General features: G+C 69.3%; 25 protein-coding genes. All 25 read right to left on the bottom strand.

The window, feature by feature from the left end; translation table 11 throughout:
- Nucleotides 1-92 precede the first annotated feature (92 nt).
- Nucleotides 93-872 (bottom strand): ParA family protein, encoded by a 780-nt coding sequence (locus tag GOY17_RS15600; protein WP_115844918.1) that lies wholly within the window; start codon nucleotides 870-872, stop codon nucleotides 93-95.
- Nucleotides 872-1951: a flagellar motor protein MotD gene (gene motD / locus GOY17_RS15595; protein WP_157031074.1), complete on the bottom strand. Its 1080-nt coding sequence runs from the start codon at nucleotides 1949-1951 to the stop codon at nucleotides 872-874. Before motD ends, GOY17_RS15600 begins: the two co-directional genes overlap by 1 nt.
- A gap of 16 nt (nucleotides 1952-1967) precedes the next feature.
- Entirely contained in the window at nucleotides 1968-2708 is a 741-nt protein-coding gene (locus GOY17_RS15590; RefSeq protein WP_115844916.1) for a flagellar motor protein, read from the bottom strand.
- Between the two features lie 141 nt (nucleotides 2709-2849).
- Entirely contained in the window at nucleotides 2850-4607 is a 1758-nt protein-coding gene (locus GOY17_RS15585) for a chemotaxis protein CheA (RefSeq protein WP_157031073.1), read from the bottom strand.
- Nucleotides 4608-4736: 129 nt separating this feature from the next.
- Nucleotides 4737-5369: a protein phosphatase CheZ gene (locus tag GOY17_RS15580; protein ID WP_157031072.1), complete on the bottom strand. Its 633-nt coding sequence runs from the start codon at nucleotides 5367-5369 to the stop codon at nucleotides 4737-4739.
- Nucleotides 5366-5758: a chemotaxis response regulator CheY gene (gene cheY, locus GOY17_RS15575; RefSeq protein WP_115844909.1), complete on the bottom strand. Its 393-nt coding sequence runs from the start codon at nucleotides 5756-5758 to the stop codon at nucleotides 5366-5368. Before cheY ends, GOY17_RS15580 begins: the two co-directional genes overlap by 4 nt.
- A gap of 52 nt (nucleotides 5759-5810) precedes the next feature.
- Entirely contained in the window at nucleotides 5811-6578 is a 768-nt protein-coding gene (locus GOY17_RS15570) for an RNA polymerase sigma factor FliA (RefSeq protein WP_115844907.1), read from the bottom strand.
- Nucleotides 6575-7477, bottom strand: a complete 903-nt coding sequence (locus GOY17_RS15565) for a MinD/ParA family protein (protein ID WP_115844905.1) — start codon at nucleotides 7475-7477, stop codon at nucleotides 6575-6577. The genes GOY17_RS15570 and GOY17_RS15565 overlap by 4 nt, the downstream gene beginning before the upstream one ends.
- Nucleotides 7461-9608, bottom strand: coding sequence for an AAA family ATPase (locus GOY17_RS15560; protein ID WP_157031071.1), 2148 nt, complete (start codon nucleotides 9606-9608; stop codon nucleotides 7461-7463). Before GOY17_RS15560 ends, GOY17_RS15565 begins: the two co-directional genes overlap by 17 nt.
- Before the next feature lie 55 nt (nucleotides 9609-9663).
- Nucleotides 9664-11700: a flagellar biosynthesis protein FlhA gene (flhA, locus tag GOY17_RS15555; RefSeq protein ID WP_232338618.1), complete on the bottom strand. Its 2037-nt coding sequence runs from the start codon at nucleotides 11698-11700 to the stop codon at nucleotides 9664-9666.
- 38 nt (nucleotides 11701-11738) lie between these two features.
- The gene (gene flhB, locus GOY17_RS15550; RefSeq protein WP_157031069.1) at nucleotides 11739-12896 is read right to left on the bottom strand and encodes a flagellar biosynthesis protein FlhB; all 1158 of its coding nucleotides are present in this window, start codon (nucleotides 12894-12896) and stop codon (nucleotides 11739-11741) included.
- Nucleotides 12897-13008: 112 nt separating this feature from the next.
- Nucleotides 13009-13797, bottom strand: a complete 789-nt coding sequence (gene fliR / locus GOY17_RS15545) for a flagellar biosynthetic protein FliR (protein ID WP_157031068.1) — start codon at nucleotides 13795-13797, stop codon at nucleotides 13009-13011.
- A gap of 205 nt (nucleotides 13798-14002) precedes the next feature.
- Entirely contained in the window at nucleotides 14003-14272 is a 270-nt protein-coding gene (locus tag GOY17_RS15540) for a flagellar biosynthetic protein FliQ (RefSeq protein WP_115844895.1), read from the bottom strand.
- Nucleotides 14273-14282: 10 nt separating this feature from the next.
- Nucleotides 14283-15149 carry a flagellar type III secretion system pore protein FliP gene (gene fliP, locus GOY17_RS15535; protein WP_232338451.1) on the bottom strand — a complete coding sequence of 289 codons (867 nt, stop codon included), beginning with the start codon at nucleotides 15147-15149 and terminating at the stop codon, nucleotides 14283-14285.
- A gap of 125 nt (nucleotides 15150-15274) precedes the next feature.
- Nucleotides 15275-15664 (bottom strand): flagellar biosynthetic protein FliO, encoded by a 390-nt coding sequence (gene fliO / locus GOY17_RS19160; protein WP_425482312.1) that lies wholly within the window; start codon nucleotides 15662-15664, stop codon nucleotides 15275-15277.
- A 275-nt stretch (nucleotides 15665-15939) separates the two neighbouring features.
- Entirely contained in the window at nucleotides 15940-16272 is a 333-nt protein-coding gene (gene fliN, locus GOY17_RS15525; RefSeq protein WP_115844942.1) for a flagellar motor switch protein FliN, read from the bottom strand.
- A 5-nt stretch (nucleotides 16273-16277) separates the two neighbouring features.
- Nucleotides 16278-17309 (bottom strand): flagellar motor switch protein FliM, encoded by a 1032-nt coding sequence (fliM, locus tag GOY17_RS15520; protein ID WP_115844891.1) that lies wholly within the window; start codon nucleotides 17307-17309, stop codon nucleotides 16278-16280.
- A gap of 25 nt (nucleotides 17310-17334) precedes the next feature.
- On the bottom strand, nucleotides 17335-17829 hold the full coding sequence (locus GOY17_RS15515) for a flagellar basal body-associated FliL family protein (protein ID WP_157031066.1): 495 nt from the start codon (nucleotides 17827-17829) through the stop codon (nucleotides 17335-17337).
- Between the two features lie 428 nt (nucleotides 17830-18257).
- On the bottom strand, nucleotides 18258-19559 hold the full coding sequence (locus tag GOY17_RS15510) for a flagellar hook-length control protein FliK (RefSeq protein ID WP_157031065.1): 1302 nt from the start codon (nucleotides 19557-19559) through the stop codon (nucleotides 18258-18260).
- Nucleotides 19559-20002, bottom strand: a complete 444-nt coding sequence (gene fliJ, locus GOY17_RS15505) for a flagellar export protein FliJ (RefSeq protein ID WP_157031064.1) — start codon at nucleotides 20000-20002, stop codon at nucleotides 19559-19561. The genes GOY17_RS15510 and fliJ overlap by 1 nt, the downstream gene beginning before the upstream one ends.
- A complete protein-coding gene (gene fliI / locus GOY17_RS15500) occupies nucleotides 19999-21396 on the bottom strand; it encodes a flagellar protein export ATPase FliI (protein ID WP_115844883.1) in 1398 nt (465 codons plus the stop codon). The genes fliJ and fliI overlap by 4 nt, the downstream gene beginning before the upstream one ends.
- A gap of 222 nt (nucleotides 21397-21618) precedes the next feature.
- Nucleotides 21619-22221 (bottom strand): FliH/SctL family protein, encoded by a 603-nt coding sequence (locus GOY17_RS15495; RefSeq protein WP_115844940.1) that lies wholly within the window; start codon nucleotides 22219-22221, stop codon nucleotides 21619-21621.
- A gap of 41 nt (nucleotides 22222-22262) precedes the next feature.
- Nucleotides 22263-23249, bottom strand: coding sequence for a flagellar motor switch protein FliG (fliG, locus tag GOY17_RS15490; RefSeq protein ID WP_115844938.1), 987 nt, complete (start codon nucleotides 23247-23249; stop codon nucleotides 22263-22265).
- Between the two features lie 10 nt (nucleotides 23250-23259).
- Nucleotides 23260-24957 (bottom strand): flagellar basal-body MS-ring/collar protein FliF, encoded by a 1698-nt coding sequence (gene fliF / locus GOY17_RS15485; protein ID WP_157031063.1) that lies wholly within the window; start codon nucleotides 24955-24957, stop codon nucleotides 23260-23262.
- Between the two features lie 50 nt (nucleotides 24958-25007).
- Nucleotides 25008-25376, bottom strand: coding sequence for a flagellar hook-basal body complex protein FliE (gene fliE, locus GOY17_RS15480; protein ID WP_115844879.1), 369 nt, complete (start codon nucleotides 25374-25376; stop codon nucleotides 25008-25010).
- Nucleotides 25377-26221 lie beyond the last annotated feature (845 nt).

The following is a 26221-nucleotide window of genomic DNA, read 5'->3' as shown; positions in this document are numbered from 1 at the left end:
CGCGCGGGCGGGGAGCCATGGACGTTGCCCTGCGAATCGCATGCCAGCGGACGGCCAAGGGTTCCCGCCTTCGCGGGAACGACGGTGAGGGGTCACGCCGCTTCCTTGTGCTGTTCGCCGGCGGCTTCCTGCTCCAGCAGCCACTTCAGCGCGCGGCGGTACATGTCGACGCCGCGGCCATCCGGCGGCGCGGCCTGCACCAGCGCCGAGGCGTCGCGCAGGCGCGTGTCCATCGGCACGGCATACGGCCAGACGCGGTCGCCGTAGCGGTCCTGCAGCTCGTACAGGCTCGCAACGCCGGTGCGCGTGCGGCGGTCGAACAGCGTCGGCAGCACGTGGCGCGGCAGCGGGCGACGGCGCGAACGCTCGACCATCTCCGCCGTGCGCAGCATGTCGGCCAGGCCGTGCAGCGCGAGCGGATCGGTCTGCGTCGGCACGATCAGGCGATCGGCCGCCGCCAGCGCGTTGACCATCAGCAGGCCGAGCGTGGGCGGGCAGTCCATCAGCACGTAGTCGTAGACCTCGCGCACGGTGTGCAGCGCGCGACCCAGCGCGAGGCCGAGGCCCGGCTGCGTCGCGCCGCGGCGTTCCAGCGTCGCCAGCGCCGGCTGCGCGGCCACGACCTGCAGGTCGGGCACGTGCGTGTAGCGCGCCAGTTCGAGCAGGCCCACGCCGTTGCCGACGAACAGGTCGTGGGTGCCGGACGGCGGCGGATCGGCGGGGATCTCGAAGGCGCGCGTCAGCGAAGCGTGCGGATCGAGGTCGAGCAGCAGCACGCGGTTTCCCGCGGTAGCAAGCCCGCGTGCGAGGCAAAGCGACGTGGTCGTCTTGCCGACGCCGCCCTTCTGGTTGGCGATAGCCCAGGCGCGCATCAGCCCGCTCCCGGTTGAGTGGTGGAGGAATTGGTTCGTGCCGCGGCGGCGGCGCGTGCGGTGTCGGCGGCGATGCCTTCGTTTCCGGCGGCATGCGCGCGTGCGGCGGCGGCCGCGGCGCCGGGCGCCTTCACGGCCGGGTAGAGATCGGCATCGACGCCCGGTGCTTCGTCGGCCGGCTCGTCCATCGCGATGCTCGCCGGGCCGCGGTCTTCGATCGCATCCGGCCCCTGCGGGCTGGCGAGGATCACCAGCAGCACGCGGCGGTTCGCGTTGCGGCCTTCGGGCGTGGCGTTGTCGGCGATCGGCTGGTACTGGCCGTAACCGACCACCGCGAGCCGGCTCGGCGAAATGCCGGCCTGCGACATCACATGGACGATGCTCGCCGCGCGCGCGGTCGACAGTTCCCAGTTCGACGGGAACTGCGCCGTCGCGATCGGCATGTTGTCGGTGTAACCCTCCACGCGCATCGCGTTGGGTTCGCCGGCCAGCACGGTGGCGATGCGGCGCACGGTGTCCACGGCCTGCGGGTTGGGCGCGGCGACGCCGCTGGCGAAGAGGATGTCGCTCTGGATCTCGACTTCCAGGAAGTTGTAGCTGCGGCGCACGGTGACCAGCTTCTGCTTCACCAGTTCCGACAGCGCTTCCTGGATGCGGCGGCCGATCGAATGCAGCTGCTCGCCCTGCGCGGATTCGCGCTCCGACACTTCGCGCGCGGCGTCCTTCCCGCTCGCGCCGAAGGTCGGCATGTCCAGCACCTGCTTCATGCGCGGCGAGGCGATGGGCGTGGACGAGGAGGGGCCGGACTTCGAGCCTGGCGTCACCAGCGACGGCCGGTCGAACGCCGAACCGCGCAGCTGGTGCATGCCCAGCTGGATCGGCGAGACCGTGCGCGGCGGGCCGCCGAACGCCGAGGACAGCGCGTCGGCCAGCACGCGGTACTTGCCCTCGTTGATCGAGGAGATCGCGTACATCACCACGAAGAAGGCCAGCAGCAGCGTGATCAGGTCGCCATACGGAATGGCCCACGCTTCGTGGTTGGCGTGTTCTTCGTGCTGGTGGCGGCGGCGCCCGGCCATGGCTGTGCGTGCTCCGTCAGACCACGAAGCCGTTGAGGCGCGCTTCGATGTTGCGCGGGTTCTCGCCCTGGGCGATGCCGATGAGGCCTTCGATGATCATCTCGCGCTCGTCGGCCTGCTGGTTCACCAGGCCCTTCAGCTTGGCCGCCATCGGCAGCAGCATCAGGTTCGCAAGGCCAATGCCGTAGATCGTCGCGGTGAACGCGGCGGCGATGCCGTGGCCGAGCTTGCTCGGGTCGGCGAGGTTCTTCATCACCGCCATCAGGCCCAGCACCGCACCGATGATGCCCAGCGTCGGCGAATAGATGCCGGCGCCCTCGAACACCTTCGCCGCGGCGAGGTCGCGCTGCGACTGGCCGTGCAGTTCGATTTCCAGCATCGAGCGGATGTGCTCCGGCTCCACGCCGTCGACGACCATCTGCAGGCCCTTGCGCACGAACGGATCGTCCTGCGCGGCGACTTCGGCCTCCAGGCCCAGCAGGCCCTGGCGGCGCGCGACGGTGGACCACTCGACCAGGCGCGCGATCATCGCCGGGCGATCCTGCACCGGCGGACGGAACACCCAGCGCACGATGTTCAGCGCACGCTTGAACGTCGCCATCGGCGTCTGCACCAGGATCGCGGCGATGGTGCCCAGGATCACGATGACGAACGCCGCCGGCGACCACAGGCCGGACAGGCCCGCACCCTTGAGGATGCTGCCGCCGATCAGCGCCACCAGCGCCAGTACGATGCCTATGAGGCTGAGTCTGTCCATCGTTGGGAACGTCCGTGGGGTTTTGTCCTCGTCATCCCCGCGAAAGCGGGGATCCAGTGCCTTGCCCGGCATGCGGAAGACGCTGGATTCCCGCTTTCGCGGGAATGACGTGTGGTTTACGGATCGGATGCGTCAGGAGTCTTAACGGTCCCTGCCCGCACTACTTGAGCCGCGCAGTCCCGTTCTGAGCAGCGCGTCGACATCCAGGATCAGCGCCATGCGGCCGTCGCCGACCAGGCTGGCGCCGGCGTAACCGGCCAGGCCGCGCAGGGTGCGGGGCAGGGCCTTGATGACCACTTCCTCGCGACCGCGCACGCGATCGACCGTCAGGCAGAAGCGCGAATCGCCCGACTGCAGCACCACGCAGGTCGTCGCCGCGCCGGGTTGCGGCGCAAGGCCGAGCCAGGTGCGCAGCTCGATCAGCGGCAGCGGCTGGTCGCGCAGGTCGAGCATGCGCTGGCCGTCCACCCACAGCGGTTCGATTCGGTCGTGCGCGAGCACTTCGACCACGCGCACCAGCGGCAGCGCGTAGACGTCCTCTTCCAGTTCGATCAGCAGCGTCGGCAGGATCGCCAGCGTCAGCGGCACGCGGATCGCGAAGCGCGAACCGCGGCCGACTTCCGAATGGATCTGCACCTGGCCGGACAGTTCGCGGATCTTCGACTGCACCACGTCCATGCCGACGCCGCGCCCGGACAGGTCGCTGACTTCGCTGCGCGTGGAAAAACCCGCCATGAAGATGAGGTTGAGGCATTCGTCCGCGGTCAGGCGCGCGGCGGCATCGGAATCGATCAGCCCCTTCTTGATCGCGCTGCGGCGGATCTTTTCCGGGTCGATGCCGGCGCCGTCGTCGCTGACTTCGATCGAAACGTGGTCGCCTTCCTGCTGCGCCGACAGGCGCACGGTGCCCTGTTCGGGCTTGCCGGCCGCGCGGCGTGCCTCGGGCGATTCGATGCCGTGGTCGATCGCGTTGCGCACCAGGTGCACCAGCGGATCGGCCAGCGCTTCGACGAGGTTGCGGTCCAGTTCGGTCTCGGCGCCGACGATTTCCAGTTCGACCGACTTCTTCACCTGACGGGCGACGTCGCGCGCGAGTTTCGGGAAGCGCGCGAACACGCGGCCGACCGGCTGCATGCGCACCATCATCACCGCCGACTGCAAGCGCGAAGTGGCGACGTCGAGCGCGGTCACGGCGCGGTCGAGGTCTTCGTCGCGCAGGCGCGGGCGGATGGTCTTGAGGCGATTGCGCGCGAGCACGAGTTCGCCGACGAGATCGACCATCGCGTCCAGGCGGCGCACGTCGACGCGGACGGTGGGGTCTTCGGCCTTCGCAGGTGCGTTCGCGGCGGGCGCCTTCGCCTGTCGCGCGGGCGCCGGCGCGGCGGCCGGCTTCGGCGCCGTGCCGGGAGCACCGTGAAACTGGTCGAGCATCGCGTCGAATTCGGCGTCGAGGTCGCCGTGCGCGGGCGCGGCTTTCGCCGGCCTGGGCGACAGCGTCGGCATGTGCGTCGCGCCGGCGCCGGTGCCGTCGCGCAGGGACTTCAGCAGCGCCGGCGGCGCATGTTCGGGTTCCTCGCCGTTGGAAATGGCGGCGAGCATGTCCACCAGAAGGTCCAGCGACTGCTGCGCGCCGTCGAACGCCTCGGCGTCCATCGGCACGGTGCCGTCGCGCGCGACGTTGAGGCGATCCTCCACGGCGTGGCAGATCTCCACCATCGGGCCGAAGTCGAGGAAGCCCGCGCCGCCCTTGATGGTGTGGAAACCGCGGAAGACGGCGTTGAGCGCGTCGCGATCGGTGTGCGCGTGTTCCAGCGCGACCATCTGCTCGCCGAGCTGGTCGAGGATCTCGCGCGCTTCGATCAGGAAGTCGGCGGCGATGTCGTTGGCGATGGCGCTCATGTGGATCTCATTCCAGTTACGTCATTCCCGCGGAAGCGGGAATCCAGTGACTTCGCCCCGGCGCACGCAAGGCGCTGGATTCCCGCCTTCGCGGGAATGACGAGCAGGAGCGAAGGCACTGAGTGCATCTCAAAGCCCCAGCGACGACAGCAGGTCGTTCGCGTCTTCCTGCGTCGCGGGCGTCGGGTCCACGCCCGCCACCGACGGGCCGTAGCCGCGGTTGTTGTGGTTGAGGTGGATGGGCGTCGCCTCGCTGTCGGTGATCTCGCCCAGGCCGGCGTGCACCGCGCGGACGAGTTCGACAACGCGGCGGATGATCTGGCCCGTCAGGTCCTGGTAACCCTGCGCGGCGGTCATTTCCGACATGCGCGAGCGGATCGCGGCGATGGTCGCGGCCTGTTCCTCGGTCGACGCATCCGGCAGCGTGCCCAGCAGCACGCCGCATTCCTGGATGAGGTCGAGCGTGCGGTGGCTCGCGTCCTCGCTCACGTGCACGACGTGCTCGAGGCGCGCGCAGGCTTCCGGCAGCGAGGCGTTCGGATTCGCGCTGCCGTTGCCGAGCGCGGTGTCGAGTTCGCGCGCGAGCTTCGCCAGGCCCTGCACCAGCGGCTGGCTGCGCCACTGGATCAGCGCGTCGACGTTGCTGCGCCAACCGGCGAGGTCGTCGTGTTCCAGCGCCCACAGCGCCGCATGCAGGCGACCGATGACGGCCTGCCTGTCTTCACCGCCGAGCGCCTTCTCGCAGGAGGGCGCGTCGATCACGCGGCCGCTCCCAGGCGTTCGAACACCTTGTTGAGCTTGTCTTCCAGGGTCGCGGCGGTGAAGGGCTTGATGACGTAGCCGTTCACGCCGGCCTGCGCGGCTTCGATGATCTGCTCGCGCTTGGCCTCGGCGGTGACCATCAGCACCGGGATCTTCGCCAGCGACGCGTCGGCGCGGATCGCCTTGAGCAGGTCGATGCCCGGCATGCCCGGCATGTTCCAGTCGGTCACGACCAGGTCGTACGGCGCCTTCTTCAGTTCCACCAGCGCGGTCATGCCGTCGTCGGCTTCGGCGGTGTTGAAGAAGCCCAGGTCGTTGAGCAGGTTCTTGACGATGCGGCGCATGGTCGAGAAGTCGTCGACGATGAGGATGCGGATGTTCTTGTCCATGTGGGCTTGCTCTGGTGCGAAAGGGGATATCAGGCGTTGATGCGGAAGCGGGTCAGAACTCGTCGTCGTCGTCGTTGTGCGAGCCGCGCCATTCGCCCAGTCGCGAACGCAGGCGCAACATCGCCTGGCCGTGGATCTGGCAGACGCGCGATTCGGAAACGTTGAGCACCGCGCCGATCTCGCGCAGGTTCAGTTCCTGCTCGTAGTACAGCGACAGCACCAGCTGCTCGCGTTCGGGCAGGTTGCCGATCGCGGCGCCGAGCGCCTGCTTGAAGGCGACCTGTTCGAACTCGCGCGCGGGCGTCGCACCGGCGTGGCCGCCCAGGTGCGGTTCGCCATCGTGTTCGTCGACGTGCGCTTCCAGGCTGATGAGCTGGCCGCGCGCGGCGTCCTCGAGCATGCGGTGGTATTCGTCGAGCGGAACGGCGAGCCGGGTGGCCACTTCCTGCGCGGTCGCGGCACGGCCGGTGCTCTGCTCGACCTCGCGCGTGGCGGCGACGACGTCGCGATAACGGCGATGCACCGAGCGCGGCACCCAGTCGCCGCGGCGGATCTCGTCGATCATCGCGCCGCGGATGCGGATCGACGCGTACGTCTCGAACGCGGCGCCCTGGTCGGCCTGGAAATTCCGGGCGGCGTCGATCAGGCCGAGCATGCCGGCCTGGATCAGGTCGTCGATCTCGACGCTGGCGGGCAGTCGCGCGGCGAGGTGGTGCGCGATGCGGCGCACCAGTTCGCCATGCTTCTCGACGACTTCCGTCGCGTTGACCGTGTCGGCCGCGCGCTGGGTCGCCTTGTAGTGCTGGGCGGCGGCGTTCATGCGACGGCGCTCCTCAACGGATCGTTGGTGCTGGCGGCGCTGGCGCCGTGGGCGACGAGGCGCTCCATGAAGAACTCCACGCCGCCGCGCGGGCCGACCGGCGACTGCCAGCTGTTGGCGCGGCGCGCGATGTCGCGGAAGGCCAGTGCCGACGGGCAGCCCGGGAAGGCTTCGACGACGGCTTCCTGGCGCTGGATCGCGCGGCGCAGCCATTCGTCGCGCGGCACCGCGCCGAGGTAATGCAGCGTGACGTCGAGGAAGCGCGCGCTGACGCGTTCGAGCTTCTCGAACAGCTGCTTGCCCTCGATGGCGTTGTTGACCTGGTTGGCGAGCACCTGCACGCGGGTCACGCCGCGCTCGCGGCTGAGCACCTTGATCAGCGCGTAGGCGTCGGTGACCGAAGCCGGTTCGTCGCAGACCACCACGATCACGTCCTGCGCGGCCTGGCAGAAGGTCAGCACGCTGTCGGAGATGCCGGCGGCGTTGTCGACCACCATCGCGTCCAGCGGCAGGTCGAGCTGGCAGAAGGCGTGCACCAGGCCGATGTGCTGCTGCGGGAGCAGTTCGGTCATGTGGCGCTTGCCCGAGGCGGCCGGCACGACCCAGAGGCCGCGCGGGCCTTCGAGCAGCGTGTCCTGCAGCTCGCAGCGGCCGGCGAAGACGTCGGCGAGCGTGAACTGCGGCGACAGGCCGAGCATCACGTCGACGTTCGCAAGGCCCAGGTCGGTGTCCAGCAGCAACGTGCGCTGGCCGGCGTGGACCAGCGCCATGGCGAGGTTCACCGATACCGAGGTCTTGCCGACGCCGCCCTTGCCGCTGGCCACGGCGATCACGCGCACGGGCGGGCGTGCGGTGCCGTTGGCGGCGGGAATGGCGTTGATATCAGCTGGCGAATGCATGTCGGTCCTCGGTGGGGAGGGTCACGGGGCGGGGCTTGAGTTGCGTCAGTTCGAGAGACCCGAGGGGGTTATCGGCAGCACGTCGCACTTTCTCGAGGGTCGAAACCAGACGAGTTGCGTCGGCGGCGGCGATGTCCGTCGGGACGGCCTGTCCGTCAGTGGTGTAGGCCAGGCTCAGGCCCTGCTGGACCAGCACCGACAGGGGCGAACCCAGGCGGCCGGTCTCGTCGAGCTTGGTCAGGACCACGCCTTCCGGCGAGGCCGGGCGGTAGCGGCGGACCACTTCGCCCAGGTCGTGGGCGTTGGTGTTGGCCGGCAGGACCAGCAGGCTGCGCACGCGCTTGGCGGCGCGCAGCCAGAGGATCTGGCCGAGCAGGGCGCGATCGCGCAGGCCGTGGCCGGCGGTATCGACCAGCACCAGCGGGTAGTCGGCCAGCTGGTCGAGCGCGTCGTTCAGCGCCTCCGGGCCGGCGGCTTCGCACACGGTCACGCCGAGGCGGCGGCCGAGGATGTGCAGTTGCTCCGTGGCGCCGGGGCGTTCGGTGTCGGTGGTGACCAAGGCGACGTCGCGTGCGCGGTGGCGCTGGGCGAAGCGCGCGGCGAGCTTGGCGGCGGTGGTCGTCTTGCCGGCGCCGGTCGGACCGACCAGGGCGATCACGCCGCCGTCGTCGATGGGTTCGTGGCGGGCGACGGAAATCGCGCGCGCCAGTTCTTCCAGCATCGGTTCGCGGACCTGTGCCGGGTCGAGACGGGCGTCGATGCGGCCGGCGATCGTCTGCGCCAGATTTTCGTCGCAGCCGTACCCGACCAGCATGTCGAACGCCGCCGCACGCGCCGGCGAACCGCGCAGACGCTCGACGGTGAGCTGCCCGAGCTCGCGCTCGATCAGCGCACGCATCGTCGCCAGTTCGTCGCGCATGGCGATGAACGAGGGATCGCGTTGGTCGGCGACGGCGTGAAGGTGGGTCGGGGCGGCTTCAGCCCCTCTCCCCTCGGGAGAGGGGTTGGGGTGAGGGGCAACGGAGTGGGTCGTCAGCAGATCGACGTAAGAGGCAGAACCCCCAGCGGCAGCGACATCGGAGCCGTGATCGTGATTGCGCCCCTTACCCTCGATCCCTCTCCCGACGGGAGAGGGAAGCACAGCCTCATCGCTCCACAGATCCGCCAGGCTGCGATATTCGTGCGCCGGGTCGGACGCTGCGACCTGCGTCGCGGAAAGCGCCGCCGGCACTTCAAACTCCGCCGCCTGCGCCGATAGAGAGGGTGCAGCGTCACCGATCACGACCGCAGCCGTGGGCGCGACCCGTGTCGGATCGGTGACGCTGTCCCTTGTTGCTTCTTGTGCGACCGCGGCCTGCGCAAGCGCAGCTGCGGTCGCCTCGAACTTTTCGCCCTGCGGAATCAGTGCGGCCATCATCGCGTCGAAGCGCGAGGTGTCCGGCGGCGGCAGCGATGCCGCGACCCGCGTTTCGTCCTTCGATGCGCGCGGCGCGGTCGGCACCGGCGTGCCGTCGCCGATGGCGAACACGGCGCGGCCGCGGATCGGCGACTCGGCGACCTTCGCCTTCGCCTTGGCCGACAGCGCGACCACGGCCGGTTCCTCGCGTTCGACTTCCACGCGCGTGGCGTGCGCGGGTTCGGATTGCGTCATCTCGATGCGCTCCACGGTGGCGCGGGTGTCGGCCTGCTGCGTTGCGTCGGTGGCCGGCGCGTCGTTCGACGGCGCCGTCCACGCGGGCTTGGACTTCGACGGCTTGGTGAGCAGTGCGGCGAGCGAACCGAAGCGGGTCTTCTCTTCGGTGTTCGCGGCCGCGCGCAGCGCTTCGGCCTCGCTGGAGATGGATGCGCGCGACGCGTCCATCGCCGGCTGCGACGTACGCATCGTCGGCACCGCGGCCACCGTCGCCGGCGTGACCGGCGAGGCCACCGGCGACGGCGCGGCCGGCATCGACGGCAACGCGGCGCGCAGGGCCTGCTGCGCCAGCGATTCGTCGTAGTCGGTGGCCGCGACGATCTCGATGCCGTCCTCGGTCGGACGGTTCGACAGGATCACCGCGTCGGGACCCTGTTCGTCGCGCACCATGCGCAGCGCGGTGCGCATGTCGGGAGCGGTGAAACGTTTGATTCGCATGGTCGAAAGCCGGGATTCGTGATTCGGGTTTAGTTATTCGGCGAAGCGTCGGGATTCACCCCACCGCCCCCACCAACCGCAACCGCTTGTCCTCCGGCACCTCGCCGTAGGCCAACACGGTCAGCGCGGGGACGCTGTGCCGCACGAGCCGGGCGATCGCCGAACGAATCCCGCCTGGGACCAGCAGCACCGCGGGTTCGCCGCGGCCTTCCTGGCGGGTGACGCACTCGCTGAGGTTCTGATGCAGACGCTCGGCGAGTCCGGGTTCCAGCGCGGCGCCCTGGCCGCTGACGGAGTCCTGCAATACCCGTTCCAGAGCCGGCGCCAAGGTATAGACGGGCAGCTCGGCGCCCAGTCCGTTGAGTTCCTGGACGATGAAGCGGCCCAGCGCCGTGCGGACGGCGGCCGTCAGCAGCGCCGGGTCCTGCGTGTGCGGACCGTGCTCCAGCAGCGCCTCGACGATCTGCCGCAGCTGGCGCACCGGCACGCGTTCGGCCAGCAGCGACTGCAGCACGCGCACGATCGTCGACAGCGGCAGCAGCTTCGGCGTCAGGTCTTCGACCAGGCGCGGCGAGGCCTTGGCGAGCGTGGCGAGCAGCTGCTGCACTTCCTCGTGGCCGAGCAGCTCGGCGGCGCGCTCGCGCACCAGGTGCGAGAGGTGCGTGGCGACCACGGTGGCGGCATCGACGACGGTGTAGCCCAGCGACTCGGCCTGCGCGCGCTGGCTGGGCTGGATCCACACCGCGTCGAGTCCGAACGCCGGATCCTTGCCGGGAATGCCTTCGATCTTTCCGTACACGTGGCCCGGATCGAGCGCGAGGTGGCGATCGGGATGGATCTCGCCGCTGGCGATCGGCACGCCGTGCACCAGCACGCGGTAGGTGCCCGGCGCGAGCTCGAGGTTGTCGCGCACGTGCACGGCGGGAATGAGGAACCCCAGGTCCTGCGTGAGCTTGCGGCGCACGCCCTTCAGGCGCGCCAGCAGTTCGCCGCCCTGGTGTTTGTCGACCAGCGCGATCAGGCGATAGCCGACTTCCAGCCCCAGCGGCTCGACCGGACGCAGTTCGTCCCAGCTCAGTTCCGGCTGCGCGGCGGCGGTGGCGGCCGCTTCGGCTTCGGGCGTGTCTTCCTTCGGCGAGAGCGCGCGCTTGTGCATCTTCCACGCGGCAAAGCCGAGCAGCGCCGCCAGCGTCAGGAAGGGCAGGTTCGGCATGCCCGGCACGATGCCGACCAGCCCGAGCAGCGCGGCCGAGACCGCCAGCGCACGCGGATGCAGCACCTGCGTGGTGACCGCCTGGCCCATTTCCTGTTCGCGCGTGGCGCGCGTGACCAGCATCGCGACCGCGGTGGAGATCAGCAGCGCCGGCAACTGCGCGACCAGGCCGTCGCCGATGGCGAGCAATACGTAGGTGGTGCCGGCGTCCTTCAGCGCCATGTCGTGCTGGAGCACGCCGATCAGCACGCCGCCGATGATGTTGATCGCCAGGATCAGAAGGCCCGCGATGGCATCGCCGCGCACGAACTTGCTGGCACCGTCCATGGAACCGTAGAAGTCGGCTTCGGCGCGCACTTCCTCGCGGCGCAGCTTGGCGTCCTCGCGCGACAGCAGGCCGGCGTTGAGGTCGGCGTCGATCGCCATCTGCTTGCCGGGCAGGGCGTCGAGGATGAAGCGCGCCGACACTTCCGAGATGCGCCCGGCGCCCTTGGTGACGACGACGAAGTTGACGATGGTCAGGATCGCGAAGACCACGATGCCGACCGCGAAGCTGCCGCCGATGACGAACTGGCCGAAGGATTCGATGACGTGGCCCGCCGCCGCCGGGCCCTGGTGGCCGTGCAGCAGCACCACTCGGGTGGAGGCCACGTTCAGCGCCAGGCGCAGCAGCGTGACCAGCAGCAGGACGCTGGGGAAGATCGAGAACTCCAGCGGCCGCCGGACGTACACCACCGCCAGCAGCACCACCAGCGACATGGCGATGTTGATGGTGAACAGCGCGTCCAGCACCAGCGGCGACAGCGGGACGATGACCATCGCCAGCATGGCGAGGACGACGATGGGCGTGGCCAGGCCGCTCTTCACGGCGTGGCCCATGCTGGAGAGGGAGAAACCTCCGCCGGAAGCCTGACTGCTCATGCTGTCGGCTTTCCGTCAGGGCCGGCTTCACCGTCGGCCAGGCCCTTTTCGACCGACACATCGCCCAGCGTCGGCATCGGCCCATGCGCCGGGTGCCAGCGCTTGAGCTGGTAGACGTAGGACAGCACCTGCGCGACGGCGGCGTAGAGCTTCACCGGGATCTCCTGGTCGATCTGCGCATGCCGATACAAGGCGCGTGCCAGCGGCGGTGCCTCGATGATCGAGACGCGGTGCTTGCCGGCGACGTCGCGGATCGCCAGGGCGATCTCGTCCACGCCCTTGGCCACGACCTTGGGCGCGCGCATCTTCCCGGCCTCGTATTTGAGGGCGACGGCGTAGTGGGTCGGGTTGGTGACCACCACGTCGGCGGTGGGCACGGCTTCCATCTGCTGGCGGCGCGACAGCTGCGCGGCGATCTGGCGCACGCGCGCCTTCACTTCCGGGTTGCCTTCGCTTTCCTTGTATTCGTCGCGCAGCTCCTGCTTGCTCATCTTCAGGCGATTGCGGTACGACCAGTGCTGCCACGGCACGTCGATCAGCGCGAGCAGGCCCAGCGCGCCGACCATCGCCATCACCGCCTTGGTGATCAGCGACAGCCCGACGGCCACGCCTTCGTGCAGCGACATGCCGGCCATGTCGGTGAGATGGCGGAACGCGCCCCACACGACCATGCCGGCCAGCCCGCCGATCAGCAGCACGCGCAGCACCGAGCGCACCAGTTCGGCGAGGCTCTCCTTGCCGTACATGCGCTTGAAGCCGTTCATGGGGCTCAGGCGCGCGAAATCCGGCGCCAACGACTTGCTGGCGAACCGCAGCCCGCCCATCACCATCGGCGCGATGAAGCAGGCGCCGAGCGCGGCGAGCAGCACGGGCAGCATGGGCTTCAACAAACCCAGCAACAGCGAAGCGGCATGCGGGACGAGGCGGTCGGGCTGGTCGAGGATCGCCGGATCGATGGTCAGCGCCTGCCGCAGCCAGTCCTGCGATGCGCTGCCGATGCCCGAGCCGGTCGCCACCAGCGCCATCGCCGCGCAGCCCAGCACCGCCACGTTGCCCAGTTCGCGCGATCGCGGGACGTCGCCGCGTTCGCGCGCCTCGCGCAATCGTTTCTCTGATGGCTGTTCGGTTTTGTCTTCCTGGTCTTCGCTGGACACGGTGCGGTTCCGTTAACCGTCATCCCCGCGAACGCGGGGACCCAGCGACGTTCAGTCCATCAGAAGCGAAGGCGCTGGGTTCCCGCTTTCGCGGGAATGACGAAGATCTTCGTCATGCGGTGACTGCGCGTGCCGCCTCGAAGGCGGAATCGAACAGACGCTCCACCGGACCCTGCATCTCGCGTGCCAGCAGCATCAGCAGCACCAGGCCGACCAGCAGCGCGACCGGAAGGCCCAGCTGCACCGGGTTGAGCTGCGGCGCCGCGCGGGCCAGCACGCCGAAGGCGAGGTTCACCGCGAGCATCGCCACGATCACCGGCAGCGCCAGCAGCAGGCCGGCCTGCAAGGCGGCGGTGAAGAACGTCGGCACCACCGACAGGAACTGCTGCACGTCGGGGATCGGCGTGCCCAGCGGCAGCGCGTGGTAGCTGTCCAGCAGCAGCCGCACCAGCGCCAGGTGCGCGTCGAAGGCGAAGAACAGCAGCCCGAAGACGAGGTAGAACCACTGCGAGAGCACCGGCGAGGACGCACCGGACAGCGGATCGGCCATCGTCGCGAACGACAGGCCCATGCCCTGCGACACCAGTTCGCCGGCGAACTGCCCGGCCTCGAACGCGAGCCGCAGCACGGTGCCGATCGCAAGGCCCACGGCGAATTCGCGCACGACCGTGAGCACCGTGGCGGCATCCACGCCCGCCGCCGGCGGCGTGGGCAGCAGCGCCGACAGCGCGCCCGACAGCGCCAGCGTGATCATCAGCCGCGCGCGCATCGGCACGCCGCGCCCGCCGATCATCGGCATCGCCTGCATGGCCGCGCCGATGCGGATGGCATGCCACAGCACCGTGGCGAGCATGCCGAACAGGTTGAGGCCGTCGATGATGGTGGCGGAGGTGGGTTCCATCAGCCGGCGCTCCGGACAGGCGCGCCTGCGTTTTCGCTCGTCATTCCCGCGAAGGCGGGAATCCATGTCTCAGCCGCATCAGGCCTGACGTAGGCGGTGACACGTCGGATGGATGGATGTTCGGCTTCGCCGAAGTGAAGCGCGAGCCCGCCTTCGCGGGAATGACGAGCAGAAGGGTGGCGGCAATCACGCGGAGCCACCGCCATCACCCAACAATATGCGGAATGCGATGAAACAGATCCGTCGTGAACCCGACGAGCTTTCCGAGCAGGAAGTTGCCCGTCAGCGCCAGCGTCGCCACCAGGGCGATGGCCTTCACGACGAAGCCGATCGTCGGTTCGTTGAGCTGCGTGGCGGCCTGCACGATGCCGACGACCACGCCGACCACGAGCACGGCGATCAGCGGCGGCGCGCCGAGCAGCAGCGCCATCTGCAGGCCGCGGCCGATTTCGGTGAGTGCGGTTTCGGGCGTCATGGCGGCGCCCTCAGACCGGGTTGAACGAGGCGGCGAGCGAGCCCACCACCAGCACCCAGCCGTCCACCAGCACGAACAGCAGGATCTTGAACGGCGCCGAGATCAGCATCGGCGAGAGCATCATCATGCCCATCGACATCAGCACGCTGGCCACGACCAGGTCGATGATCACGAACGGGATGTAGATCAGGAACGCGATCTCGAACGCGGTCTTCAGCTCGCTGGTGAGGAAGGACGCAGCGAGCACGCTAAAGGGCACGTCCTGCGGCGTCGCGTACGGGCCGCTATTCGATAGCCCGGCGAAGGTCATCAGGTCGTTCTCGCGGATCTGCGCGAGCATGAAGCCGCGGAACGGCTCCGATGCGGCGGTCCACGCGCTGCGGAAATCCATCTGGTCGTTGAGGTACGGCGCGATGCCCGCGGCCCAGGCCTGGTCGAACACCGGCGTCATCACCATCGCGGTGAGGAACAGCGCCAGCGCGAGCAGCACCTGGTTGCTCGGCGTCTGCCCGGTGCCGAGCGCCTGACGCAGCAGGCCCAGCACGATGATGATGCGCGTGAACGCAGTGAGCCCGAGCAGCGCCGCCGGCAGCAGCGTGATGCCGGTCATCAGCAGCAGCACCTGCATCGGCATGCTGACCGGTTCGCCACCGACCTTGCCGACGGTGACCGACGGCAGCGGCTTGTTCAGCGAAGGCAGGCCCGGTGCGGACAGCGGCGCGGCGGGTTGTGCGGTCGCCTGCGCGGCGACGGGGTCGGGGAGGGCCTGGGCGTGGAGCGGCGCGAAGGCCGTGGCCATCAGGATCAGCGCGACCGCGAGCGACAGCGCGACAGCGAAGCGGCGCCACGGGGCGCTGGAGAAAAAAGGAGCCGTCATCCCGGCGAAGGCCGGGACCCAGGCCATCACGGCCTGGGTTCCCGCGTTCGCGGGAATGACGGATTCCCCAAAGGCTTCGTCGCGCTGGAGCGCCGACGAGGTAGTCGGATGGCGATGCGAGAACGTCACGGCTTCTTCCCAAGATGCTTGGCCAGCAGCTGCGCGAAAGGCGTCGCGAGGTTCTGCAGGTTGGGCGTTCCCTGCGAAGGTTGTGCCACGGGGAGCGGTTCGCTGAGCGTGTGCAGCGTCGTCATGCCGTTCTGGCCGACGCCGAGCAGCAACTGCGTGCCGCCCACGTCCACCACGACGACGCGATCGCGCGGTCCGAGGCTGAGCGAGCCGACCACGCGCAGGCCGTTGCCGCCGGCCACGCGACCGAAACCCGGCATGCGCTTGGCGAGCCAGCCGAGGCCAAGGATCAGCGAGACGACCAGGATCAACGCGAACACCGCGCCGCCGACGCCGGGGCCCTCGGCGGGCTTGGCGAAGGTTTGCGGTTTGGTGGGCTGGCCCACGGTTGCGGTGTGCGCGGTCGCGGGCTTTTTCAGGACCTGCGCCGCCGTGGGTGCGGCTTGCGGTTCTGCCGGATTCGACGCGACGGCTTCGCTCGTGCCCTCACCCCGGCCCTCTCCCGCAGGAGCGGGAGCGGGGGCAGGAGCAGCGGCCTCGACCGTGTTCACCGTCGTGCCGATCACGATGTCGGAGCCGGAGCGAAGCCCGTCTTCCGCCTGCGGGAGCGGGGTTGGGGTGAGGGCCACCGCGGCGGCCGACTCGACGGAACCCGAACCGCTCATCGCAGCCTCTTGATCCGTTCCGCCGGGCTGACGACGTCGGTCAGGCGCACGCCGAAGCGGTCGTTCACCACCACCACTTCGCCCTGCGCGATCAGCGTGCCGTTGACGTACAGGTCCAGCGGTTCACCGGCGGCGCGCTCCAGTTCCACGACCGAACCCTGGTTGAGCTGCAGCAGGTTGCGGATCGGGATGCGCGCGCGGCCGACTTCCAGCGACAGCGTCACCGGCACGTCGAGGATCACGTCCAGGTTGAGGTCGCTCGTCAGGCCGCCGGTTTCGGCGGTGAGCGGGTCGAACGCGGCGCGTGCGGCGGAATCTTGGTTGTTCATCGGCATCAGGCCTGGGTGAGCGCGGTGTGGACCGCGATGGAATCGGGATTGGTCGGATCGAACACCGGCTTCTCGCGCACGGCGTGCACGGCGTTGACCTTGATGGCGTTGCGGCCGTTGTGCGTGCCGAATTCGCCGGAGAACAGCGGCATCTGCTCGACCTTCAGCGTGGCCGTGCCGGGGATCTCGATCGGGATCACGTCGCCCACGCGCAGGCGGCACAGGTCGCGCAGGCTGATCGAGCGCTGCGCCAGCACGCTGGACAGCTCGATCTCCGCGTCGTGCAGCTGCGAGCGCAGCGCGACCGTCCAGCTTTCGTCGCGTTCGATGCGGTCGCTCTGCACGCCGGCGTCGAGCTGCTCGCGGATCGGTTCGAGCATCGCGTACGGGAAGGACACGTGGAACTCGCCGCCGCCGCCTTCCAGTTCGACGTGGAAGCGGCACACCACGATGTACTCGCGCGGGCTGATGATGTTGGCGAAGTGCGGGTTCACCTCGGAATTGAGGTATTCGAACTCCACCGGCATCACCGGCGCCCACGCGTCCACCAGGTCGGCGAAGGTCTGCTTGAGCAGCAGCTGGATCACGCGCATCTCGGTGGGCGTGAACTCGCGGCCTTCGATGCGGGTGTGGTACTTGCCCGAGCCGCCGAAGAAGTTGTCCACCACGGTGAACACCAGGCGCGGTTCGAACATCACCAGCGCCGTGCCGCGCAGCGGCTTCATCTTCACCAGGTTGAGGTTGGTCGGGACCTGCAGCGAGTGCATGTACTCACCGAAGCGGATCAGGTCGATGCCGCGCACCGACAGGTCGGCCGAACGCCGCAGCAGGTTGAACAGGCCGATGCGCCAGGTGCGCGCGAAGCGCTCGTTGATCATCTCCAGCGTCGGCAGCTTGCCGCGGACGATGCGGTCCTGGCTGGCGAAGTCGTAATTGCGTGCCTCGCCCGGCGCCGGCGGCGGCTCGGTCTCGACCGCGCCGCTGTCCACGCCGTGGAGCAGGGCGTCGATCTCGTCCTGTGAAAGCAGGTCGGTCATCATCGAAATCGCGCTCCGGCGCTGTTTACTGCGTGACCAGGCTGGTGAAGAACACGGCTTCGACCTTGTCGGGCGCGCGTTCGGCCTTCAGCACGTTGCGCACTTCGGCCAGCGCCTGCTGCTGCAGGCGTTCCTTGGCCGAGCGCTGCGCGAGCTGCGCGGCGGTCTGCTGCCCGAACAGGAGCAGCAGGCGGTTGCGGATGGCCGGCGTGTGCAGTTCGAGCGCGGCGCCGGTGGCTTCATCGCGCGTCATCACCTGCACGTCGGCCTGCAGGTAGCGCACCGAGGAGGTGTCGGCGAGGTTCACCACGAACGCCGGCTCCAGCGCGTAGTAACGCGCCGGCTGCGTGGCGGCGGATTCGGGCTTGTCGGCGGCATGCGCTTCGCCGCCGCGGCCCTGCAGGAACCAGAACGCACCGGCACCGGCCAGGCCGATCGCCAGCAGGGCGATCAGGATCCACAGCGCGAGGTTGTTGCTCTTGGGCGCGGGCGGAGCGGCTTGGGCGGCAGGCTTGGACATTGCGGTGGAACTCGGCGAATGGGGATGCCGGATCCGTGCAAGGGGTGTGCCGGTGGGTTGCCGATCGCCCGGTGTTGGCCCCTCTCCCTGCGGGAGAGGGGTTGGGGGTGAGGGTCGGCGGAGTGTCGGCGTCACCGGCCGCGCGGTTTTAGCCCCTCTCCCTCCGGGAGAGGGGTTGGGGTGAGGGGTGGCGGAGTGGGGAAGTCGCAGGTCGTCGATGCCCTGCTTTCTTAGAGAAAGCAAAAAAACCTAGCGCTGCAGATGCATGGGCTTACCAGCGCTACGGCTTCGTTGCCCCTCACCCCAACCCCTCTCCCGGTGGGAGAGGGGCTTAACACCGCGGGAGCGGTGTGGTGGTTGGCTGACTGAAGGCGTCGGGCTTTTGACGGAGCGCCCGCGTCAGACTCCCGACAGCCCCTCGCGACCCCTTACGCGTACTCGTCCAGCAACCCCCGCGACGCCCTCACCGCCGGGCCGCGCGACCAGCCGGCGTCGTTCGCCGCCTCGCCACGCTCGTTCGAACCGCCGAACGAAGCCGTCTGCCCGTTCGACTGCTGCTGCGCCTGGCGCTGCCCCACGTCGGCCTGGCCGAGCTGCAAACCCTGCTGGCCGAGCATTTCCTTCAGGCGCGGCAGGCTGGATTCCAGGGCGTGGCGCACGTCGGGCTGGGCGCTGTGGAATTCGGCGTTCACCCGGTTGCCGTCCAGTTGCAGGCGCACGTCGATCGCGCCGAGGTGATCGGGCGTGATGCGGATTTCGGCGTGGCCGATCTTCTGGTCGGCCAGCCACGCGATGCGCGAGGAGAAGCCATCGTCGAAACCGTTGTCCAGCGGGATCGGCGTGTTCGCCTGGACCGCCGCCGCGACACCGCGCGGAAGCGGATGGTTCGTCATCGTCGACACCGAGGGCAGCGACGCGGACGTCGAAGCCGTATCGCCGATGCCGATCGAATCCAGCGCGGCGGTATCGGTAGCGCCCGAGGTCTTCGTGTCCGCCGAAGCGGCCGCGCCCATCGCCATCGCGAACGCCGCCGTGGCGTCGCCATCGGTCGGCGCAGCAGTCGCCGCTTGCGCAGCGGGCAGCGTCGGCAGGACCGGCGCGGTGGCATTGCCGCCGCGCGGATCGGAAGCCGTCGCCACGGCAACGTCACGCAGCAGGCCGGGCGGCTGCGCTTCGGGGGCAACGGCGAACGACGTCGCGGCGGCACCCGTGCTGGCGCCCGCCAGGCCGTTGAGCAGCGCCAGCATCTGTTCGGGAAGCGCCGGCGCCGTTGCATCGCCGGGCGCGGCCGTCGGAGCGGTCGAGGTCGTGTCGCTGGGAGCCGTCGTGTCTTCCGAAGCGGTCGCCGCGGTGTCGGACCCGGAACCGCCATCGCTCGCGTCGCGCGGTGCATCGTCCCTGGACTCGGCACGCGCGGTCTCGCGCGACGCGTCGTTCGATTTCGTCTCGTTGGACTTCGTTTCCGACGACTTCGATTCCTCCGCTGCACGCGGCGAATCCGCATCGCGCGGCGACATGTCCTTCCCCTTCGCCTGCGCGGACGCATTCGGCGATTCGTTCATGCGCGATGCCGTGGTCGACCCGCGCGAACCCTGCGCCTGCAGCATCCGGTCGAATCCGCCCGACGAAGCTGCGTCGTCCTGCGCGTTAGAAGCACGCGAGGCATCCGGAGTCGTGTTGCGCGCCGAATTCGCGCGCTGCCCGCCGAAGAGGGCGTCGAACGCCTGCATCACTCCGCTCCGTCGTTGCCGTTGGTGCGGCGACGGCCGCCGAGGTCGTCCAGTTCGCGCTGCACGCGCTGTTCGGCCACGCGCGATTCCTGCGCGCGGTAGCTGTCGGCCAGCTTCTCCAGCACCTTGTTGTCGCGGCTGGCGAGCATCAGGCGCGTGCGTTCGACGTCGCGGTTCTGGCGGCTGGAATCGACGATGCGCGTCTGCTGGTCCACGGCGGTTTCGAGCTTGGCGCGGAACGCGATGCGGTTGGCGAGCAGCGCCGGGGCGATGGTCGCCTCGCTGGGCGTGATCGCGTATTCCTCGGCGTAGCGGCGCAGCGCGTCCAGGCGCTGTTCCTGTTCGGCCAGCTGGCGGTCGCGCTCGGCGACGTCGCGCGCGGCGGCGTCCTGGCGCTGCTGCATCAGGTTCAGGAGCGGATCGAGGCGTTGGGAGCGGGTCATGCAGTCTCCATCTGTCGGGCGACAACGGGTTCTCGGACATCGTCGAGCAGGCGGGCGAGCGCGTCGCGGCTGGCGGCGACATCCGACGCCTCGCTCACGTCCTGGCCCAGGAAATTCAGGATCGCCGGCCAGCGCGCCAGCGCTTCGTCGACGACCGGGTCGTTGCCGCGCTGGTAGGCGCCGATGGCGATGAGGTCGCGCTGCGCGTTGTAGGCGGACATCAGGCGCTTGAGCTTGCGGATGCGCTCGCGCCACGGCGCGTCGGTGATGTCCTGCATCACGCGGCTGACCGAGACTTCCACGTCGATCGCCGGGTACTGGCCGGCATCGGCGATGCGGCGCGTCAGTACGATGTGGCCGTCGAGGATCGCGCGCGCGGCGTCGGCGATGGGTTCCTGCTGGTCGTCGCCTTCGGTGAGCACGGTGTAGAACGCGGTGATCGAGCCGCGCCCGTCGGCGCCGTTGCCCGCGCGTTCGACCAGCGCCGGCAGTTTCGCGAAGACCGACGGCGGATAACCGCGCGTGGTCGGCGGCTCGCCGACGGACAGGCCGATCTCGCGCTGCGCGTGCGCGTAGCGGGTGAGCGAATCCATCAGCAGCAGCACGTGCAGGCCCTGGTCGCGATACCACTCGGCGATCGCCGTGGCGCGCAGCGCGCCGTGCAGTCGCGCGAGCGGCGGGCGGTCGGCGGGTGCCGCGACGACGACGGCGCGACGCAGGCCTTCCTCGCCGAGCGTGGCTTCGACGAAGTCGCGCACTTCGCGGCCTCGTTCGCCGATCAGCCCCACCACGATCACGTCGGCGGCGGTGAAGCGGGTCATCATGCCCAGCAGCGTGGATTTACCGACGCCGGAACCGGCGAACAGGCCCACGCGCTGGCCGCGGCCGATGGGCAGCAGCGCGTTGATCGCGCGCACGCCGACGTCGAGCGAACGCGTGATCGGTTCGCGCATCAGCGGATTGACGGATTTGCCGGCCAGGCCGACCCAGCTTTCGGCGCGGATCGGGCCGCGGCCGTCGAGCGGCACGCCGTCGGAGTCGATGACGCGGCCGAGCAGGCCTTCGCCGACGGCGACTTCGCCACGCTGGCGCGAGGGCACGACGCGCGCGTTCGGAAGCAGGCCTTCCAGGTGCGCGCTGGGCATGAGGAAGGTGCGGTCGCCCGAGAAGCCGACGACTTCGGCATCGACCCACACGCCGCCGTGCGTTTCCACGCGGCAGCGCGAACCGAGCGGCGCGCTGCAGCCGGAGGCTTCGAGCGTCAGGCCGACGGCACGACGCAGCACGCCTTCGCGCGCCAGTCCCATCGAGACCGGCTGCGACGACGAAGCGCCCAGCCGCGCGGCGAGGCGGAGATTGCGGGCGTCCTGCCAGTGGGAGGCGGGGGTGGTCATGGGGTCAGGCGCTGCAAGTCCCGTGCCCTCGCTTCTGCTCCCTCCCCTGCGAATGCAGGGGAGGGTTGGGGAGGGGTGAAGTGGCGATCGGAAACGTATCCGTCAGAAGCGCTTTGCTTCGACGCATCCGCAAGGAGCTCGCCGCTGTGCGGCTTCGCGACCCCTCCCCAACCCTCCCCTGCGAGCAGGGGAGGGAGCCAGAAGCAGGGGAGAAAAGCCCCGTCACCGCGCCACCCCATGCGCCGCGATGGTGCTCTCCAGCGCCGCCTGCAGGCGGGCGGCGAGCGTGCCGTCGATGCGCACGCTCTCGCTGTGCACGCGCAGTTCGCCGCGCGCCAGCGTGGTGTCGTTGGTCAGGCGCACGCCGTCCAGGCCGGCCAGGTGCGGGTACAGCACGCCCATGTCGTCCGGGTGCAGGCGCAGTTCGACGCCGCGCTGGCTGGTGCCGACGGCGTCGAGCGCTTCGCGCACCAGGTCGGCCAGCAGCGACGGATCGGCCGTGTACGCCGGGCCGATCAGCGAGCCGGCCACGCGCACGGCCAGTTCGGCGAGCGCTTCGGAAACCTCGTCGTCCAGCCGCGCGAGCGGACGCGTGAAGCCGTCGAGGATGCCTTCGATCTGCGCGACCAGTCGGCGAACTTCGGCCTGGCCCGTCGCGAAGCCTTCCGCGTGGCCGCGGGCGAGGCCGTCGGCGTAGCCCTGGTCGTGCGCGGCCTGTTCGATCTGCTGCAGCTCTTCCACGCTCGGCGGCGGCGGAAGTTCGACGACGGGCTCGGGCTCGACCGGCTCCAGTCCCGGCGCGGTCCAGCGCACCGCGCCGGCCATTTCGGTGTTCCACGCCGCGGCGGCACTCGCGAAGGCCGGACTCATACGAACGCTTCAGCCTTGGCCGCGAGCTGGATCGTGCCGGCGTCGGCCATCTTGCGCACGAGCGAGAGGATTTCCTTCTGCGCCGCCTCGACTTCGGCCAGGCGCACCGGACCGCGCGCTTCCATGTCTTCCACGAGGATTTCGGCCGCGCGCTGCGACATGTTCGAGGTGATCTTCTCGCGCACCTTCGCCTCGGCGCCGCGCAGCGCGACGGACAGCTTGTCGTTGGGCACTTCGCGCAGGATCGCCTGCATCGCGCGGTCGTCGATCTCGGCGAGGTTGTCGAAGACGAACATCAGGTCGCGGATGCGCACGCCGAGTTCGCCGTCGACCTCACCGATCGCGCCGAGGATCTGCTCGTCCTGGCCCGAATCCATGAAGTTGAGGATGTTCGCCGCCACCTTCACGCCGCCGACGGAGGACGACTTCAGGTTCTGCGCGCCGGCGAACTGGCGCGCCATGACGTCGTTGAGTTCGTTCAGCGCGTTGGGCGGAATGCCGTCGAGCGTGGCGATGCGCAGCAGCACGTCGGCGCGCACGCGGTCGGGCAGGCACTTGAGCGCCTCGGCGGCCTGGTCGCTTTCCAGGTGCGCCATGACGATCGCGATGATCTGCGGGTGTTCGTTGCGCACCAGGTCGGCGATCGCGCGCGGTTCCATCCACTTCAGCGTGTCCAGGCCCGACGTATTGCGGCCCAGCAGGATGCGGTCGATCAGGCCGCTCGCGCGTTCCTCGCCCAGCGCCTGCACGAGCACGGCGCGCACGTATTCGTCGGCGCCCGAACCCAGCCCGCTCGGCTGCGCGAGCGTGTCGACGAACTGGTCGATCACCTTGCCCACCGATTCGCGCGAGACGCCGCTGACGGAGGTCATCGCCACGCCCAGCTTCTGCACTTCCTTGGCGCTCATGTGCTTGAGCACCTCGGCGGCCTGCGCTTCGCCCAGCGAAAGCAGCACCACCGCGGCGCGCTGCACGCCACTCAGTCCGGTCGTATCAGGCATCGGATTCCACCCAGTCGCGTACCACCTGCGCCACACGCTTGGAGTCGTTGCTGACCGCCGCGCGCGCCACTTCCAGCTTGTCGTCGAAGGTCATCGCGCCCGGCGGCAGCGCGGGCGTCGCGGCTTCCTGCGCCGGCGCGGACAGCGCGACGGAGATTTCCTCGTCGTCCACCGGGATCACGGTGGCTTCGGCCAGGGCCTTTTTGTTCTTCTTCGTGTCGGGTTTGGCGCCCATGAGCTGGCGGAACATCGGGCGCAGCACGAACAGGATCAGCGCGAGCACGGCGAGGCCGCCGACGATGATGCGCAGGAATTCCATCGCGCGCGGGTGTTCCCACAGCGGCGTGTTCTCCTCCTCGCCCATCGCCGTGATGTCGCGGGCGAACGGCGCGTTGACCACCGACACCGCGTCGCCGCGCTGCTGGTCGAAGCCGATGGCCTGCTGCACGAGCGACTCGATTCGCTTGAGTTCGGCCTCGTTGAGCGCGCGCAGCGACGGCTTGCCGTCCTTCCCGATCGCGGCGGGCACGTTGTCCACCAGCACCGCGGCGGTGACGCGACGCACGCGGCCCGGCCCTTGGCGCGTGTGCGTCAGCGTGCGGTCGATTTCGTAGTTGCGCACCGAGCTGCGCGAGGACGGTCCGTTCGGCGCGGCCTGCTGCTGTTGCTGCGCGACGGCGGCCGCGTTGGGCGCGTTGGCATTCGGCGCGGCATTGGCCGGCGGTGCCGCGGCCGGCGTGTTGCTCGCGCTGCCCGGCACGCCCTGCGGCGCGTTGCCGCCACCGGCGCTGGATTCGGACAGCTGCTCGCTGCGGATCATCGGCTGCTGCGGGCCGTAGACCTCGCGCGCCTCCTCGGTCTGCGCGAAGTCCATGTCGACGCTGACCTGCGCGCTGACGCGGCCGTTGCCGGTCATCGGTTCGAGCAGTTCGTGGATGCGCTGGACGTAGGTCGCTTCGAGGCGATGCTGCTGGTCGAACTGCTTGGCGCTGATCGCCGCGTCCGAATCCGGATCGACGTTCGACAGCATGCGGCCGTACTGGTCTACGACGGTGACGCGTTCCGGCGGCAGGCCGGGGATGCTCGAGGCGACCAGGTGCACGATGGCGTCGACCTGGCCCTGTTCGAGCGCCGCGCCGCTGTGCAGCTGCAGGACAACCGACGCGCTGGCCGGCTCCTTCTGCCGCGTGAACGCCGACGGCTTGGGCATCGCCAGGTGCACGCGCGCCTCGCGCACCGGGCGCAGGTTGGCGATCGTTCGGGCGAGTTCGGATTCCAGCGCGTGCTGGTAGCGCGCGTTCTCGATGAACTGGCTGGTGCCAAAGCCCTGGTCGCCCTTGATGGCCTCGAAGCCGGAATCGGTCTTGGCCGGCAGGCCGGCCGCGGCGAGCGCGAGCTTCGCGTTGCCCAACTGGTCCTGCGGTACGGCCAATGCGCCCGAACCCGGATCGATGCGGAAGGGAATCTGCGCGGTGGTCAGCAGCTCGGAGGCTTCGCTGGTCGACTTCGGATCGAGCCCGGCGAAGACCGGCACGTAGTCGGGCTTCTGCGTCCAGAAGAACATCCACAGCCCCAGCGCGATGACCGCCGCCACCAGCGCGAACAGCCCCAGCTGCCGCACGACCGGGATGTCCTGCAGCCCGCGCAGTTCGCGCAGCTTGGATTGGTTGGGGAGGGTGATGACGGCCATGTCGGTCTAGGTGTCGGGATTCGGATTCGTGGAAGCGCGGTGTGCCGTCGTCAGACCGGCATGTTCATGACGTCCTGGTACGCCTGCACCAGCCGGTTGCGGACTTCGACCGTGGCGCGGAAGGCGACCTGCGATTGCTGCATGGCGACCATGACGCGAGCCAGATCCGCGCGCGGATCGCCCAGCTCGAATGCCTGCTGCAATGCGCCCGAGGTGTTCTGCGCGCGGCTGACGCTGTCGATGGCGTTGTTGAGCGTCTGCTGGAATCCCGGCGCGCCGGCCGCCCCCGTCGCACCGGACGCCGCTCCCGGGGCGAGCGCCGACGGGGCAATGGCATTGCCCGGCGCGGCGTCCGGCCCGCGCATGCGCATTTCGTGCGCGCGGATCTGGGACAGGATGGAGGAGATGGCGTCGGTCATGGTCCGTGGCGTGGCACGTTCGGGTCGTCCTGCGAGGTACAGGCAAGCGGCGTGCCACGGTTCATGAACGGGTTATTGGCGCGGGGGTTTGGTTCTGCGACGGAAGGTCGGCGCTTGGTTTGGCGGCTCTTGCAGGTCCCCGCACAGGCGTTTGCTGTTGCTGCTGTGGCCGTTGCTGGTCGCTCTTTCCCAGCGACTTAAAGCGAGCCGAGCACCGGAGCTGGAAAGGGACGAAGAGCCGCGCGCTGTCTGAGCGCAGCGCAGCGGAGCGAGTTCGCGCGGCGCTCCCTTTCCAGTGAGGAGCGCAGGGCACCGCCGCGTAGCGGCGGCTCGCGTCAGGAGCGAACGGTTTTGGTTACTTTTGCCAAGACAAAAGTAACCCGCCCTTCAGGGCGGAAGCTATTGCTCGTGATGTTGATCTTGTTGTTGAGGGGCCGCCCCTCAAGCAGCAGCAAAGCAACAGCACTCAAGCAAGTGCAAAGCTTCCGCTCGTAAACGAGCGGGTTACTTTTGTTTCGGAAAAAGTAACCAAAACCATCCGCTCCTGACGCGAGCCGGCGCCGCTGCGCGACGCCGGTCCCCTGCGCTCCTCCCCGGAAAAGGGACGTCGCCCGAACTCGCTGCGCTCAGACAACGGGCGACTCTTCGCCCTTTTCCGGCTCCGGTGCTCGGCTCGCTTTAAGTCGCTGGGAAAAGCGAGGGCAACTGCAACAGCGGTAAGCCCAGCAACAGCGAGAGCTACAGCAAGAGCTACAGCAAGAGCAGGCTTGACGCTACTGGAGCGACGGCGCCGCTTTGAGCCCCTCTCCCATCGGGAGAGGGGTTGGGGTGAGGGGTAACGAAGC

The organism is Lysobacter soli, from assembly GCF_009755585.1.
Classification (GTDB): domain Bacteria; phylum Pseudomonadota; class Gammaproteobacteria; order Xanthomonadales; family Xanthomonadaceae; genus Lysobacter_J; species Lysobacter_J soli.
Note: the sequence above shows the minus strand (reverse complement) of the source record. Positions and strands in the feature narration are given on the sequence as shown.